Genomic DNA, 16,815 nt, shown 5'->3' with positions numbered 1-16,815 from the left:
ACACTTTCTTTTGTTTTCAGGCCGTTTCTAAACCAGCCCATAGCCCATACACGATGTTGCTCCCAGTGCAGTCACAATCGCCGTTGCGATAGATGCTATCAACTGCACGATAAACTTTACGGTTTCTTTCTTACTCATAGATTTTCATTTTCCCTTTGTACTTTAAAAATTTCCCCTCCTCCTGGGAGGAGGGGTTAGGGGTGGAGGAGATAAACTCTTTTACCTATTATCAATCCTCGTCGCTGATGTAGCCACCGCCACCGTTGCCACTGCCTCCTGTCATGATTGTCATCATTGTCATTAAGAAAGCAGCGCACCCAACATCGGATGCGCTGCCTTTTTTATTAGGAGTAGGGGATGATGAATCCCCTACAACGATTCAAGGATTAATCCTCCCAGTTCTCCTGAGACTTGCGGATGTAAGTCTTGTAGCGCAGCTGAGCCATCTTCTGTGCCTCAGCGAACAGCTCCTCGGCCTCGTTAGGATAAGCCTTCTTGACAGAGAGGTAACGAACCTCACCGAGCAGGAAGTCGTGGAAGTTCTCCCAGTTAGGCTCCTTAGAGTCGAGTGAGAATGGGTTCTTGCCTTCGTCAGCCAGAGCTGGGTTGTAGCGCCACAGGTGCCAGTAACCGCACTCAACAGCCTTCTTCTCCTCAGCCTGGCTCTTACCCATACCGCCCTTGGCCTTCAGACCGTGGTTGATACATGGAGCGTAAGCGATGATGATTGAAGGTCCGTGCCAAGCCTCAGCCTCGCGGATAGCCTTGAGGGTCTGTGCGTGGTCGGCGCCCATAGCAATCTGAGCTACATATACATAACCGTAGGTGGTAGCAATCATACCCAGATCCTTCTTGCGGATGCGCTTACCCTGAGCAGCGAACTGAGCGATAGCACCAAGAGGAGTAGCCTTAGAAGCCTGACCACCGGTGTTAGAGTAAACCTCAGTATCGAGCACGAGGATGTTAACGTCCTCACCAGAAGCAATCACGTGGTCGAGACCGCCGTAACCGATATCGTAAGAAGCACCATCACCACCGATAATCCACTGGCTGCGCTTTACGAGATAGTGATCCAGAGTCTGGAGCTCCTTGCAAACTGGGCAACCCTTAGCGGCGCTCTCAGCGATGCAAGCACGAAGCTTTGGAGCAATCTCCTTGGTCTTCTCAGCATCCTCCTTGTTGGCGATCCACTCCTGAGCGAGAGCCTTGTACTCGTCGCTAGCGTTGCCGTCGATCATCTCCTGCAGCAGCTTAGCTACGCGCTCCTTCATCTTCTTGTTACCGAGAGCCATACCGAGACCGAACTCGCAGAAGTCCTCGAACAGTGAGTTGTTGAATACAGGACCCTGACCCTTCTCGTTCTTAGTATAAGGTGTAGAAGGAATAGAAGCAGAGTAGATAGAAGAACATCCAGTAGCGTTGGCAATCATCTGACGATCACCGAACAGCTGAGAAATCAGCTTCACATAAGGAGTCTCACCGCAACCAGAGCAAGCACCAGAGAACTCGAACAGAGGCTGAGCGAACTGAGAGTTCTTAACGTTGCTCTTGATGTCAACCAAGTGCTGCTTAGAAGGAACCTTAACAAGCTTGTCCCAATCGGCAGCCATCTTCTTGTTCTCGGTTGTATCGGGGTTGAATGGAACCATTGTGAGGGCCTTGCCTGTCTTAGGATTACCTGGGCAGATGTCGGCACAGTTGCCGCATCCCAGACAGTCGAGTACTGAAGGCTCGATAACGAAGTGCATACCCTTCATAGCTGCAGGAGCCTTCATCTCGAGAGTCTCGAGACCGTCGAACTGAGCAAGCTCCTCGTCGGTAAGAACGAATGGACGGATAGCAGCGTGAGGACAGATGTAAGCACACTGGTTACACTGGATACAGTTGTCCTTGTTCCAAGCAGGAACGAAGGCCTCAACACCACGCTTCTCGTAAGCGGCTGTACCAACCTCCCAAGAACCGTCGACGGTACCATGCTTAACGAAGTCAGAAACCTTCAGCAGGTCGCCGGCCTGAGCGTTGATAGGACGAACCAGCTCCTTAACGAATGCAGGAGCGTTGTCGGCCTTAGGCTCATCGTCTGGCAGGTTAGCCCACTCAGGCTTAACTGTGAGCTGCACGTACTCACCACCACGGTCGATAGCGGCGTAGTTCTTATCAACAACGTCCTGACCCTTAGCGCCGTAAGACTTCAAGGCAGCAGCCTTCATCTTCTCAACAGCCAGCTCTACAGGGATAACGCCTGTGATACGGAAGAATGCACTCTGCAGGATAGTGTTGGTACGGTTGCCCAAACCAATCTCCTGTGCAATCTTGGTAGCGTTGATAGTATATACAGTAATGTTGTTCTGTGCGAAGAAACGCTTTACCTTGTTAGGCATGAACTTCTCAAGCTCGTCGGCGTCGAAGATAGTGTTCAGCAGGAACTGACCGTTCTTCTGCAGACCACGGGTAACGTCGTACATGTGGAGATAAGCCTGAACGTGGCAAGCTACGAAGTTAGGTGTAGTTACCAGGTAGGTAGAGCGGATAGGTGTATCACCGAAACGCAGGTGAGAGCAGGTGAAACCTCCTGACTTCTTAGAGTCGTAAGAGAAGTAAGCCTGGCAGTACTTGTCGGTGTTGTCACCAATGATCTTAACTGAGTTCTTGTTAGCACCAACGGTACCATCAGCACCCAGACCGTAGAACTTAGCCTGGAACATGCCAGCGCCGCCGAGAGCAATCTCCTCAACCTCGGGCAGAGAAGTGAATGTTACGTCGTCTACGATACCGATAGTGAAGTGGTTCTTTGGCTCTGGCATAGCGAGGTTGTTGAACACGCTGATGATCTGAGCGGGAGTGGTGTCGCGGCTACCAAGACCGTAGCGGCCACCAACGATGAGGGGCTTGTTCTCTACGTCGTAGTAAGCATCCTTCACGTCGAGGTACAGAGGCTCGCCGTTTGCACCGGGCTCCTTAGTACGGTCGAGCACAGCGATACGCTTAACAGTCTTAGGAACTGAAGCGAGCAGGTGCTTAACGCTGAATGGACGATAGAGGTGAACAGAGATCATACCAACCTTCTGACCGTTAGCATTCAGATAGTCGATAGCCTCGCGAGCTGCATCGGTTGCAGAACCCATGAGGATAATCATACGGTCGGCATCCTCAGCACCATAATATGAGAAGAGGTGGTACTCACGGCCGGTGATCTTAGAGATCTCGCCGAGGTACTTCTCTACAACCTCAGGTACTGCATCGTAGTACTGGTTGCTGGCCTCACGGTGAGTGAAGAATGTCTCAGGGTTCTCAGCAGTACCACGGGTGATAGGACGCTCAGGGCTCATAGCACGATCGCGGAAACGCTTAACAAACTCCTCCTTAACCAGAGGACGGATATCCTCCTGATCCATCAACTCAATCTTGTGATACTCGTGAGAGGTGCGGAAACCATCGAAGAAATTAACGAAAGGTACGCAGGTCTCGAGAGTAGCCAGGTGAGGAACGGCTGTGAGGTCCATCACCTCCTGTACTGAACCAGAGCAGAACATAGCAAAACCGGTCTGACGGCAAGCCATTACGTCCTGGTGGTCACCGAAGATACAGAGAGAGTGAGAAGCCAGTGTACGGGCAGAAACGTCGAATACACATGGAATCAGCTCACCAGCAATCTTGTACATGTTAGGAATCATCAGCAGAAGACCCTGAGAAGCGGTGAATGTAGTGGTGAGGGCACCAGCCTGCAGCGAACCGTGAACGGCACCGGCAGCACCAGCCTCAGACTGCATTTCCTGAACTGAGACGTTCTGACCCCAGAGGTTCTTACGACCACGGGCAGCCCACTCGTCAACATGCTCCGCCATAGGCGAAGACGGGGTGATGGGGTAGATAGCAGCTACCTCCGAGAACATATAGCTCACATGAGCTGCAGCCTCGTTACCATCACAAGTGATAAACTTCTTTTCTTTAGCCATTTGTTTTTGATTTAAAAAGAATTACTAACTAAATATTCGTTTGTTATATTATTTACCTTATTATCTTTAATACAGGAATCCCAGCAACCACAAGGGAATTTGGTTATCCTTACCAATCTCGGTATTATAGCGGGCGTAGATCACATCGGGCGAGATGCGCATCTTGGCTGGCGACTTGGCATCAACCACACGGAACTTCAGTTTCTCGTCCACGATATAGTTGCAGTCGCGTGTGCTGGCCGTGTTTACCTTATGATCTTTCCACATAGAATTGACAAAGAACGTCTCCATAGCCTCCTGCTTATCTACCTGAATAGGATAGATGGCGTACATCAGGTTTGAGTTGTGAAGCATGATCTTGGCAGGCTTCTTGGGGAAGTCCTGGCCTACGGGATAGATAAGATTCAGCAGGCGGGCATCGGTCAGATACTTGATGTAGTTCATAACCGTGGCGCGACTGGTCTCAATGTCCTGTGCCAACTTACTAACGTTTGGCGTCTTGGCAGGACCCTCTTCGGCTATTTGGTAGAACAGCTTCTTGATCTTAGTAAGATACTTGAGTTCAATCTGCTTGATGAGCAGGATATCAACCTCGGTCATCATGTTCATGGTCTTTAGCAGGTTCTCGCTGTAGTTGCGATGCTCCTGGAAGAAGGGGTAGAAACCATGATGAATATAATCCTGGAAGTATTTGTTGGGCGATACCTTAGGCAGAATCTGCTTGATGATGCGCTCGTGATCCTTCAGGATCTCGTCGAGTGTGTAAGGGCGGAAGTTATTGCCTGTCATCAGGTTGATGAACTCGCGGAATGACAGACCACGCAGATTGTAGCTCTTAACGATGCCATTCAGTTCAGGGTTCTCGTCCTTGAGTCGCATCACGCTCGAGCCTGTGAATACAATCTTCAGGTTAGGGTAGAGGTCGTAGCACTTGCGGAGCTCGCTACTCCAGTTGGGCTGCTTAAACACCTGGTCGATAAGAAGAACACGGCCTCCATGCTTGTAGAAGTTGCCGGCAAAATCGGCTATACCTTCGCCCTGAAAATAGAAGTTGTTCATATTGATATACAGACATTGCTTGTCCATAATATCAAAATTCTCCTTAGCATATTGAAGTAGAAAAGTAGTCTTGCCGATGCCTCGCGTTCCTTTGATACCAATCATGCGGTCGTTCCAGTCTATCTCATCCATTAGAATGCGACGAACCGGTGCATTTACATGCTCTACGAGATATCTGTGCGTCCTGAAAAAAGCTTCCATTCCTGCTTTATTTGTTTCTATTTGCTTTTAAAAGTGGTTGCAAAGGTACAACAATTTTCTCAAATTGCAAAGTAGAAATAGCAAAATCTTGCAAAAAAAGTAATTTTTATCTTTTATTTATTTGTTTCAATGAATATCTCACGTTCTTTATCCATGATTTTTACGATTTCTATCATATTCCTTTTTTGTAGGAATGAATAGTGGTTATCATGTATGAAAATCCTAATGCAACTAGGTTGTAATCTTTCCCAATCTCCGGGATTCTTTTTAAAACTTTTGTAATTGAAGTCAACTTCCTCATCGCTAAGGATCTCACCATTTGGCGGATATTTTGAGAATTGATCAGCCAAGAAGCAATACACCTTTCCATTATATGGTCTGAAGAATATTGAAGCAATAAACTCATTTTTAATACGGTCTCTTTCCTTATTAATTTCTTCAGAAACATTAGGGAAATTCATGTAGAAAAGAGGTGCATCCTTATCTACATCATGGTGAAGGTAGCCGTCAAGTGAGAATACAATAGGTGATGCGATTCCTGCTTGTTTCATTTCTACAGCAAGTTGTAGAGCTATTTCACCCCCTATGCACCAACCTGTAATTCCAAATAGCTTTTTTCCTTTAAGCATTTTAGGTAGTACTTCCATATAACTGTTAAGTAAGTTGGCGAAAGTACAATCCTCTTTCATAAAGAAAAATTCGTGAATCGATTCTAAAACTAAGATCGTGTACTTGTCTTTAAGTAATTCTAGTAGATCATGATGATAGGGTTGTAAATATACTAATCCGCAGATAAGTATAATTACAGGCTTGTTTGCATCCTCATTATTATACCAATAATATGGATATGTTTTGTTATCGCGTAGGCAGGCTCGTATGCTTTTGTTTTTGTAAAGAGAAGAAACAGACAACTCAATACCTTGTTTTTTTGCCTCAAAAATAGCACTCATGGCTTGGATTGATTGAACACCATATTCCTCAAACAAGTTTGCTTCTACGCTGATGTGGTCTTGTTCTAATATTCTTGAAAAAATATTTACCAAGATATGTTCTGATGCAGTAGTAGGAGCTATGTAATCGCTTTTGTCATCTGAAGTATCTAAATCACATCCTTTTGGAAGTGAAGATCTGTCAATCTTACCATTGGTAGTTAAATTAAACTCATTAACAATTATCCATTTTGTGGGAATCATATATTCAGGTAAGTCCTTTGATAAAAACTCATAAAGCTTTTTGGGAGTAATAGCTTTACTACCTGATTGAAGTTTGATGTATGCAGCTATTTGTTTTTTACCATTTGATTGTGTAATAATAGTTGTGACAGCCAGATTAATATCTGGATGCATGTTCAAATGTCTTTCGATTTCTTCTAATTCTATTCTGTGTCCATTCAGTTTTATCTGAAAGTCTGCACGCCCTATATACTCTATGGTGAAATCTGGTTTCAAATATACAATGTCTCCTGTCTTGTAAATAAGCTGATTAACGTTATTCTCAATTTGATCTATATTTGCATATGGGTTTTGGATAAAACACTTAGAATTTAAATCTTCCTGATTCAAATAACCATCGGTTAGTTGGTTGCCACCTAAATAAAGTTCACCTGCTACACCATATGGTAACAGGTGTAGATTCTTATCAAGAACATAACAGGATACATTGTTTAATGGCTTACCGATATTTGTAGGTGACGATGTTTCTGTGATATCAGCAAATGTCGAACATACACAGTTTTCTGTTGGTCCATATGCATTGACAATGCGTATTCCTTTGTTTTGCCAACGGTCAAATACTTCTTTGGGAGTTGCCTCGCCAGCAAATACCATAGTTTTCATGTCTGGTAAATTGTTAACAGGTAAAATAGCCATGACTGCTGGAGGAATAGTCGCAAATGAAACACGTTCTCTTATTAGGAGGTCAAGTAGAAGTCCTATGTCTTTCCTTTCATTATCATCAGCAAAGACAAGTGTTGCTCCAGAATACAGAGCCGCAAAGATGTCAACAATAGAAGCATCAAAACTAATGCTTGCCATTTGGAGAACACGATCTTGTTCGTCAATCCATTTGTTATGATGGATAATATTGTGTATCAGTTGATGTAGGGAGTTTGTTGATATAGGTGTGGCTTTGGGAATTCCTGTTGTGCCTGATGTATAAATGATATATGCCGTATAGGGCATGCTTGCATTAACTGTAGTAGAATCTACAGTTTCATTTATGATGTCGTTAATATATGATATTTGGCAAGGTGCTGACGGTATGTCAATGCCTTTTTCCGTGAGTAATAGTGTTGCTTCACTATCTTTTAACATGAATTCCATTCTGGAATGAGGCGTGTCTTTGTCAAATGGTATATAAGTTGCACCAGCTTTCAAAACGCCTATAATGGTGGGGATTGTATAGATGCTCCTTTTTAGGCAAATAGCTACACGGAACTTGTCGCTTTTGTATTTTTTTACAAATTGACAGATTTTGTCTGTAAGTTCATCGAACTCGGCATATGATAAACTATTAGACTGGCAGATTATTGCTTTTTTGTTAGCAAAACGGTCACAATGTTGCTTTAGTTGTTGAATTAATGTTTTATTAATGTGGAACTGTTTAACTTTATTATGCTGGATGATTAGTTGTTCTCGTTCCGGGGTGATGAGTTGGTAATCATAAATAGGCTTGTCCTCTTTTGTTATTTGTTGAAGAACAAAACAGAAAGAATTTGCCAATTCTTGGATAAAATATGATGGAATAAAATCTTTATACATGATTTGGCATGTCGACTCTTTATCATCGTAGATGTGAAGTCCAATTGTTTCAACCAAATCCATGATAGGACGGTAGAAAAACTCAGATTCACAACCTTCGATATCTAAGACTGCCATTTTAGAGGAAACAGGGTAATTAATCATCAAATTGGGTGTAGAACTATAAAAGACAGAATCCTTTTTCCTTAGTTCTGACATTAGATCAATATAGTCTATAAATGGATATTCTCGAATGAGATGTCGTTCTTCACGTATAAACTCAAGCAGTTGCCTTGAAGATATGTTTCCTGAAAGGTCTATGAGTAATGGCATATTATTCACCATTGAACCAGCTACATTTTTTAAATTCTCTGAACGAATATTTATAGCATGATCTAAGATGATTTTTTCTTGGTTAAGCATTCTACTTAATACTATGCCCCATGCAGCACAGAAAACACGAAACAGAGTCTGTCCATTATCTGCGCAAAATTTTTTGCATTGAAGAATAAGTTCCTTCCCTAAAGAAAAACAGTAATCATTGCTACGGATTACAGCTACATTTGAGTTAAATGGTAATGGAGTGAAAAATGAAGCACCATTTAAGGCCTTGCATATTTTATCGATACCTTCATTCTGTAAAAGAGTTCCTTTCTGATGGAAGTCTATGAATTCGTTAGTTTCTTTTATAGACGGAATTGGTTCTAAAGAAGTTTTTTTGCCTAAAAATAAATTATATATTTGAGACAGCCGTTCAGAAAATTTTTGCATACCATAAGCATCCATGACGCAATGATGGAAGATTTCTAAGAAGATAAATTCTTTTTTAGAGAGTTTATATAGATAGAATCTACAAGGGAATTCTTTTCTCAGATCTATTGGCTCAGATGCTTTTTTCCATATTTCTTCCTTAATCTGGTCTGCTGTGATATTGTCTGATAATTGTATTTCATAAAATGGAATAGTGTACGGCGTTTTTACTTCCCAATATGGATAACCTTCATTGTCGGTAGTTATATTAGAATGCAAATAAACAAATTCTTCAAAATAGTATTCAATACTTTTTCTTAATATACTGCAATTAAATTCTCCAGCAATTTTCGCAGAAGAAGATAGGTTATATATATTGTGTGAATCACGTAATTCCGAATCTAGCCAAATTCTATATTGTATTCTATTAAGTTTAATCATCTTTGTTAAATTATTAAAGTGTAAGAGTTATAGTTCCTAAGAACCATCTGCTATTTTGTTTGATGGGTGAACGACTGGTTCCTCCCTGTTGGTATTGCTTGTTGAATAAATTGTGTACATTGGCTGATATTGCTAAATTCTTCCATTTGTAGTCAAATCCACAGCCAGCGATAATTCGAGCAGGAATATCTATATATTCATCGTTTTCCATTCCTGGAAAAGCTGAGACGTATGAAATCTGTTCCGATGTCCCTTGTACATTTGCATGTAGCCATAGTCCATGATCATTTCTCTCAAAGATTCTCTTTGCCAAAATGATGTTGTAGCTTAGTTTAGGGACGTTATTAACACGATGTCCAGTTGTTACATAGTTTTCTGCCGATATAGCATGTTGCCAAGTAGCATTCAATGTTCCCCGGAAAGAAGATGTTTGATATTTTAGAACATTTTCTATACCACATGCTTTGTATGAACCGGCATTTGAATAGGCATTACCTTCAGCAGATGTAGCACTATTATAATAGATAATATCCTTCATATCGTTATAGAAGAAATTAACCTCATAGTTCAACTCTGGATTGAAATGATAGTCAAATGTATATTGGAAGGAGTTCATGTATTCTGGAGATAGGTCTTCTGCACCCTTATAAGTTGGCAATATGTTAGAGCGCATAAAGTATGAGGCATCTACAAAAGCACGGTTAAAACTGAACTTCATATTCCATTTGTTTCGTGCATAGATGATAGCAAGACGTGGCGAAAGAGCTTCTTTTGTGTTATTGTTGAAACGTTTTTTTCTATCATAACGTAAACCAACATTGAAAATGAAGTTTTTGTATGTTTGTTTTATTTGAAAGAAAGAAGAAAGACCATTTTCACTACCTGTCTTCATATAGGCATTATCTTCGTTAGTGGTCCATAAGATATGATTAAAATTCCATCCAAGATTCAGAACATTATCTATCAACTCATATTTCTCATATTGACCACCTAACAAGATAGAACCTTTATTGCCATTGATAGAATAATTGTAGCTTGCACTAATGTTTCCTTCAAAATGATAGTCGTTCCATGTCATAATTTGATAACAGCCTACTGTTGGATAAATAATGGTGTCAACACCTTCAATATTAAATCCCATTACAGGCGGTATGATGTCTCCTGCGATGTCATAATTGTTATTAACGTCTGCATCATAACATAAGGATGCTTTTAGATTGAGATTCCCGAATGTTTTTTGATAGCCCAACTCACCTTTATGAGATGAGTGGCTGTGACCTGGTGATTGACCATTAAATAGTTCATACTTGTCATATGAATACGGTGCTTGGAATACATCCAGAGAGTAGCTTGGTGCTTGTTTTGCATATTGGTATGTGTAAAAAGCATAGAAATCATTCCATTTAAATCTGAAACCGAGATCAATAGATGGTTTTTTGCTAAATCTATGTAATATGACATCACCATTTAATGGGATAAGTCCATGACTCTCCTCTGCAGTCTCAAAATAAGTCTCTCCATTTGATGTATAGAGTGAAGCCCATCCTGTTACGTCAAAATCTGCATAGTGTTTTCCAAAAATGACATTTGCTTTGTTTTGCTTATAGTTTCCCATTCCATAAGACATTTTTACACCATCTATGTCATGGCCATCTTTGGTAATGATATTGATTACGCCTGTCAATGCAACGTTTCCATAAAGTGATGACGCAGGACCGCGAAGAACTTCTATCTGTTTAACTTTTTCAAGATTAATGCTATAATCTGGTGTTGCCGTATGAGTGGAATAACTATTAATACGATGACCATCTACCATGATGAGGACAGATTGTTGGCCAGATTTATAAACTCCACGCATGGCGAAATTCAGTTCGGTTGTACTTTCAATGATTGTAATACCTGGAACATATGCTGTTAAGACTTCTAGAAGATTTTTTGCTCCAATGTCTTTTATCATTTCTTGAGTAATAAGGATAACAGGAACAGGTACTTCGTCAAGCGTTTCTGCTTGATTAGAAGCCGTGGTAATAGTTGCTCTAGTGCCAGATTTGAGACGATTGATAATATCTTCGAACCGAATAGGGTCTTGAACTGAAGTATAATAAGGATTCTCTTTGAGAAGCTGCTCTGCGTAATCTTCGGATTGTCTCAGACTATCCTGTGCTAGATAACAAAGCGACATGAGACGATAGACGTTCTGTTTCAAATTTCCTTGAAAGTTATTAATGTGGGTTTGAAGCAAGTCTATTGCCTGATTCAGTCGTCCTAACCGATATTCACTTTCTGCCTGATCATAAATCTGGCGCATAGACTCGTTCTGCGCGTGGACTTGGAGCTGTATTGCTACCAATAATATAATAAGGTATAGACTCTTCTTCATTTCTTTATAGGTATAGTGAATGTGAAACTAGCACCTTGGCCTTCCTTTGATTCGAATGTGATTGTGCCTTGATGCTTATTCTCAATAATATCTCGTACAATATTCATGCCAAGACCAGTTCCTTCTCCAACTGGTTTCGTGGTAAAGAAATTCTCAAATAGTTTCTGTTTCACTTCATCGTTCATGCCTTCTCCATTGTCTGTCATTGTGATGATGCAGTTGTTTTCCTGTTTGCTGATGTTGATGGTTACTTCTGGCTTATAATCAGCATCAGCATTTTGAGATTTCTTCCATAATGAATAAAACGCATTGTTCATGATGTTGAGAATAGCGCGACTCAGATCCTGTGGGATGACCATCATCTGCGGAATGCCATCCTCGTATTGCTCATGAATGCTGGCATTGAAACCCTTGTGATTGGCACGCATGGCATGATAACTCAGCCAAACATATTCTTTTGCCAGCTTGCAGACATCTGTTGGGAGAAATTCGTTGTCCTTGCCTCGAGATACGAGTAGGATGCCGCGAATAATGCTGATGGCACGCTCACCATGCTCCACAATTTTCGCCATATTCTCTTTGAGATCTTCCACAATGTCTTCTAGATCCTCACGGTCTTCTTCTGGAAGCTTGTCTTCATTATCTTCTATAATCTCCATCAAATCTTTCAGCAATTTGTCAGACATCTTGCTGAAATTGATGACGAAATTTAGCGGATTCTGTATCTCATGAGCAATACCTGCACTGAGGATTCCCAGTGATGCCAACTTCTCTTGCTTCTGCAATTGTTCCTTGAGCTGATTGATTTCTTGTTCCATAAGTTAATCTGTTATTGCGGGCAACGTAATCGTAAATTGTGTATATTCATCTTTAACAGACTCAACGGTTATATTACCTCCATAGTTCTGTATGATATCATGACTCAGGTAAAGTCCAATACCTGAAGCCTCACCAGTAGTCTTTGTCGTAAAGAATGGGTCGAATATTTTGTCGATAATTTTCTCTTCAATTCCTATTCCATTATCTCTTATTACGAGCGTAATGACACCGTCTGCTAGTTTTGCATCGAGTGAAAGTGTGGCATCGTAAGGATTGCGTTGGGCTTTCTTGATGATTGCATAAATAGAGTTTCCAATCATACTCATTAAAGTCTTACTTAATAGCTCAGCATTTCCACGCATTATCAGACCAGACTCTGGATAGTTGAATTGATAGGTAATATGGTATTGAGCTATTTGCTCAGCATAATATTTGTTGAACATCTCCTCGTCCTGTTTGAGAACAGTTGCAAGATCCATTTCTACCACGCCGCCAGTTCTGTCTTTCAGCATTTCTTCCATTGCTTTCAGTGTGCGGGTGGTGTTTACGCCATGTTCGCCTACCTTCTGCAGATTACCCTTCAGCATGTCCAATACTTCTAATGTATCCTCATAATTGTCTTCGCTCATATTTTCTTTCTCGTCTTCGACATTGGCTTCAATGTCTTTTACGAGACCTTCGGATAGTTTTGAGAAATTATTAATATAGTTGAGCGGATTGAGGATACGGTCAATTAGACCCTGTGTTAATTTACCTACAGTTGCCATCTTCTCTTGACGTATCAACTGTGTTTGGGCACTATGAAGGTCGTCAAGTGCTTTTTCCAGACTATTTGATTTCTCCAAAATTTCGTCCTTTTGTTTTACGACCTCTGCTGTGCGTTCCTGAACCACTTTCTCTAGTCTCTGCTTATCTTTTTGCAGACTGCGTAGTCTTAGTTTTACCAATCCACCAATGAGAGAAGCAAAAAGAAAAAGATATAGGCAGATCATATACCACTTAAGATAGAATGGAGCTGCAATCCAGAAATCGATAGACACTACTTCCGTCTCACGTCCAAAACCGTCGCGGCCCTGAATTCTCAAGGTGTATCTTCCTGCGATAAGATTGGGGAAACTTATTTCCTGGTCGTCAGTCCAATCACTCCATTTTCTGTTGTTTAACTGATAACGATAAAGTGTTTCGCCAATCATTGGCACAAAATCAAGCGAGTAAGTGAATGTGATACTATTATCCTCGTTTTTAATTTGTGGCAGTTTGGTTGGCATTTCTCCATAACCTCCCCAAAGCACACTATCATTTCTCAGTTTGATAGAGCGTATCAGCAATTTTGGATTTGATTGTAAAGCAGGGTCGTTGACTGCTGCATTGATAATTGTAAAACCAGCATCGTTACCTAACCATATCTCTTTATCTTGAGCGAGCATGGCGCGTGTGGTTACTTTGTTGATAGGTCGCAGCAGATATTTTATGTCGTCCAATTTTTTACCATCTTTCCATCTGTAGAGTTTCTTTCCTTCGCTATTGGTGAGCCATGTTACACCTGAAGGATCCAGGTATGAGAAAAGAGGATAGGGGAATGGCTTTTCTGCCTCTGCGTCTACCACCATCACCGAATTGTTGTCTTCTACAATAGTCGCAATAGCATCTGTATTCTTGGAATGATGGGGCTGGAAACCTTTCTTCTGGTTTTGCTGGCACCACACCTCACCATAGATATTCTGAATCCAGATAGTGCCTTTCTTGTCTTTGATGATTTTGGAAACTTTTTCCAGTTTGCAGAGCATGTTACGTGCACCAGTAGACTTGCTGATAGAAAATACACCATCCATCTCGCCACTCAGAATCTCCGTTCCAAGATCAAGAATCGCAGTTGATCCCATACTAGACAATTGTCTGATAGTGCCATTGGTTGCAATACTGTAGATGCCGTTAGAAGTTGCGGCTAACAATCCTTGTGAGGTTACTAGTAATTGCCAACAACTATGATTGCCTATACCCACATTGACAAAGCGCTTGCCTTCTTGGCGGAACAAACCACCGATTGTTCCTACATATTTCTTCCCGTTGAGGACGGCGATTGACAATACCTCGTCTGCCAATCCCTCATTTCGTGTGAAGCGAGAGAATGCCGATGGAATGGCTATCGAAAAGATACCGTTATCTGTAGCTCCCCAAAGCTTTCCATGCCCATCGTAGTTTATATAAACAACGCTGTTCGTACAAAGGCCGTTGGCTTCGGTAATTGTATAGATTTCATTACCATTATTGTCTGTAATCGCAAGACCTTGTCCACGTTTTACAACGGCATTCAAACCATTTCCTAATGGCTCTTTTTGAGTGATATCTGATAGTACTTCTGCTTTGCCGTTCTCAATTAGTTCTTTGATGTTGATAACATCTGATAGGCCGATGGCCATATTCTCCTGGCTAATCTTCTTCTTAACAGAGATTTTGTTTCCCTTTACTTCATAAATATTACCATCGTTCACGAAGAAATTCAGAGTACCATTTTTATCTTCCCAGATCTCCTGTACTTCACCTCTGAATTGCCCCTGCTTGCCAATGGTCATAAGATAAAGATCGCCATTTGCTTTTCGCTGTATCTTGCCAAAATAGTTATAACCACCTGTCCAAACGTCATCATTCTTGTCGCAATAAACCACAGTGATACGTGTAATACCAGGCGTATGTAAGGTTCGCCACTCTACGTTGTCATAATAGAGTAACCCTTCGAAGTTGGCCACAAACACACTACCGTTATTCGTTGTTACCACATCGAAATTACGGTTGTGGGCATGATAATCATTGGCGGTATAGTTCTTGATGAAAGGTATGCCCTGAGCTGCAGTCATACAGGCATAGAATAACATCATGCCATAGAGTAATGCGCGTTTCATCGTTTGGCCTCCTTTCCTTTTGTCGAAATGAATGATTCATATGGTACCTTCTCACCAATGTAGTAATTCCATTCGTCTTGCGTAAAGTTACGCTTCAGTTTGTTATTGATTCTCTCTACCATCATAGGTACAGAAATCAGTATTTGTGAGAGATTACCTTTCTCGTCACCTACCCACAGATAATTCTTCTTACGGTCATAGTTGAAGTAGAGTATCCAGGAGTTGTTGGTGAACAAGGTGATAGGATCAACCTTTTCACTAGTAGCAATCCAAAGGTTGATAGTGCCATCGTAGCTAGATGAGAATACACGATTTCCATCAATCTTCAGTTTGGAAATGCGAGATTGATGTCCCACAAGGGTACGTACGTTTCCTTTCTTATCATAAAGGTAGATCGTGCCGTCTTTCATGCCATAAGCCTGGAAACCTGTAGTGTTAGAAGTTGCAAATGCTGTTACCTGTCCTTTTACTGGAATCTTTTGTGTGTCAATCTTTTGTAGACTCATAACTGTATGCATACGTCCTTTGTCATCAAATAGTAGGGGGCAGTGATTCACACGTGCTGTCAGCATTACCTTGAATCCCAAATCTTTGGAGCCAACTATTGTGTTGTTGCTCATATTAAGCTCTGCAATACTATTCTCGCCAATAAGGAGCAGGTGTTGCTCATCATGACACAATTGTAAACTAAAGGGTTTAACTAACATAGGTAACTCAAGCATCTTCACGTCATTACCTATTTTAATATATAAGTAACCGTTGCGACTGATGGCATAGATTCCGTCATTGGCAGGGTGAATATAGACATCGCGGAAGTCGTAGTTTTTGTTTTTGAAAAGCTCGGTTGTTTTCAGTTGGTTTCCGTTAAGTTCATGAAAAAGAAGTTCGCCATAGGTACTCGCGGACACTAATTGCTTATCGCTTTTAGGCATAAAAGAAATGCTTTGGACAGCACTGGCATGTCGGCTCCATTCATTCTGGCTTTTACTCGATTGGGCAAGTGCTTGATAAATGGCAGGATAATACACGTCACCATGATAGCGCTCTGTATATAGGTAGGAGGCATAGCTTAACAGATTGCCAATCTCTTCATTGCCTGCTCTAAACTGCGTGGATGCTAGCGCTCCGAGTGAACGCCCTAAGGCCAGATAACTTAGCGATTCTGCAGTACGCCTATTATCTTCTGCTACTTTTCGTTGGCTTTCTGCCAAGTCATAAGCATTAACCGCCATCCTTTCAGACTCCATTGCTTGCTGTTGAGCTAAAATGGCATGTTGCCGCTCTACTTCAGAACGCTGACGCATCTCGTTTGCAACCTTGGTTTGCTCTATCGCCTCTTCACGCTGCTCATCCGAGATTTTCTTTTGTTCATAAGCAATATCCTCCATTTGCTTGCTGACACTTTGCAATACGGCTGAACGCTTTTCCTGACGTTGAAGATTGGCTAACTGAGCCTTCAAATCGTCAATCTCCTTTTTTGACGAGTTCCATCCCTTGAATCCTACGATTGTAGTACCTGCAAAGATGAGAGTTGCAACACTGGTAATGATTACTTTCTTATCCACGTTGTG

8 protein-coding genes are annotated in these 16,815 nt (G+C 41.6%); all 8 read right to left on the bottom strand.

Annotation, left to right across the window (positions count from 1 at the left end; all coding sequences use genetic code 11):
- Nucleotides 1–27 precede the first annotated feature (27 nt).
- On the bottom strand, nucleotides 28–138 hold the full coding sequence (locus tag BUB86_RS17710; protein WP_175549505.1) for a smalltalk protein: 111 nt from the start codon (nucleotides 136–138) through the stop codon (nucleotides 28–30).
- A 248-nt stretch (nucleotides 139–386) separates the two neighbouring features.
- Nucleotides 387–3,956, bottom strand: coding sequence for a pyruvate:ferredoxin (flavodoxin) oxidoreductase (gene nifJ / locus BUB86_RS13025; protein WP_073210236.1), 3,570 nt, complete (start codon nucleotides 3,954–3,956; stop codon nucleotides 387–389).
- Between the two features lie 66 nt (nucleotides 3,957–4,022).
- Nucleotides 4,023–5,216 (bottom strand): ATP-binding protein, encoded by a 1,194-nt coding sequence (locus BUB86_RS13020; RefSeq protein WP_073210234.1) that lies wholly within the window; start codon nucleotides 5,214–5,216, stop codon nucleotides 4,023–4,025.
- Nucleotides 5,217–5,329: 113 nt separating this feature from the next.
- On the bottom strand, nucleotides 5,330–9,145 hold the full coding sequence (locus tag BUB86_RS13015) for an amino acid adenylation domain-containing protein (protein WP_073210232.1): 3,816 nt from the start codon (nucleotides 9,143–9,145) through the stop codon (nucleotides 5,330–5,332).
- A gap of 13 nt (nucleotides 9,146–9,158) precedes the next feature.
- Nucleotides 9,159–11,525 (bottom strand): TonB-dependent receptor plug domain-containing protein, encoded by a 2,367-nt coding sequence (locus BUB86_RS13010; RefSeq protein ID WP_073210230.1) that lies wholly within the window; start codon nucleotides 11,523–11,525, stop codon nucleotides 9,159–9,161.
- Complete coding sequence (locus BUB86_RS13005) at nucleotides 11,522–12,343, bottom strand: sensor histidine kinase (RefSeq protein ID WP_073210228.1); 822 nt, start codon at nucleotides 12,341–12,343, stop codon at nucleotides 11,522–11,524. The genes BUB86_RS13010 and BUB86_RS13005 overlap by 4 nt, the downstream gene beginning before the upstream one ends.
- A 3-nt stretch (nucleotides 12,344–12,346) precedes the next feature.
- A complete protein-coding gene (locus tag BUB86_RS17060; protein ID WP_081373250.1) occupies nucleotides 12,347–15,244 on the bottom strand; it encodes a sensor histidine kinase in 2,898 nt (965 codons plus the stop codon).
- Nucleotides 15,241–16,809, bottom strand: coding sequence for a hypothetical protein (locus BUB86_RS12995; protein WP_073210226.1), 1,569 nt, complete (start codon nucleotides 16,807–16,809; stop codon nucleotides 15,241–15,243). The genes BUB86_RS17060 and BUB86_RS12995 overlap by 4 nt, the downstream gene beginning before the upstream one ends.
- Nucleotides 16,810–16,815 lie beyond the last annotated feature (6 nt).

The sequence above is a fragment of the Xylanibacter ruminicola genome, assembly GCF_900142525.1.
GTDB classification, from domain to species: Bacteria; Bacteroidota; Bacteroidia; order Bacteroidales; family Bacteroidaceae; genus Prevotella; species Prevotella ruminicola_A.
This window is presented reverse-complemented; position numbering and strand designations above follow the sequence as displayed.

Excerpts from the sequence above, each read along its gene's own strand:
- nifJ (WP_073210236.1), bottom strand. The coding sequence starts at position 3,956 with ATGGCTAAAGAAAAGAAGTTTATCACTTGTGATGGTAACGAGGCTGCA.
- BUB86_RS13010 (WP_073210230.1), bottom strand. The coding sequence starts at position 11,525 with ATGAAGAAGAGTCTATACCTTATTATATTATTGGTAGCAATACAGCTC.
- BUB86_RS13005 (WP_073210228.1), bottom strand. The coding sequence starts at position 12,343 with ATGGAACAAGAAATCAATCAGCTCAAGGAACAATTGCAGAAGCAAGAG.
- BUB86_RS17060 (WP_081373250.1), bottom strand. The coding sequence starts at position 15,244 with ATGAAACGCGCATTACTCTATGGCATGATGTTATTCTATGCCTGTATG.
- BUB86_RS13015 (WP_073210232.1), bottom strand. The coding sequence starts at position 9,145 with ATGATTAAACTTAATAGAATACAATATAGAATTTGGCTAGATTCGGAA.
- BUB86_RS13020 (WP_073210234.1), bottom strand. The coding sequence starts at position 5,216 with ATGGAAGCTTTTTTCAGGACGCACAGATATCTCGTAGAGCATGTAAAT.
- BUB86_RS17710 (WP_175549505.1), bottom strand. The coding sequence starts at position 138 with ATGAGTAAGAAAGAAACCGTAAAGTTTATCGTGCAGTTGATAGCATCT.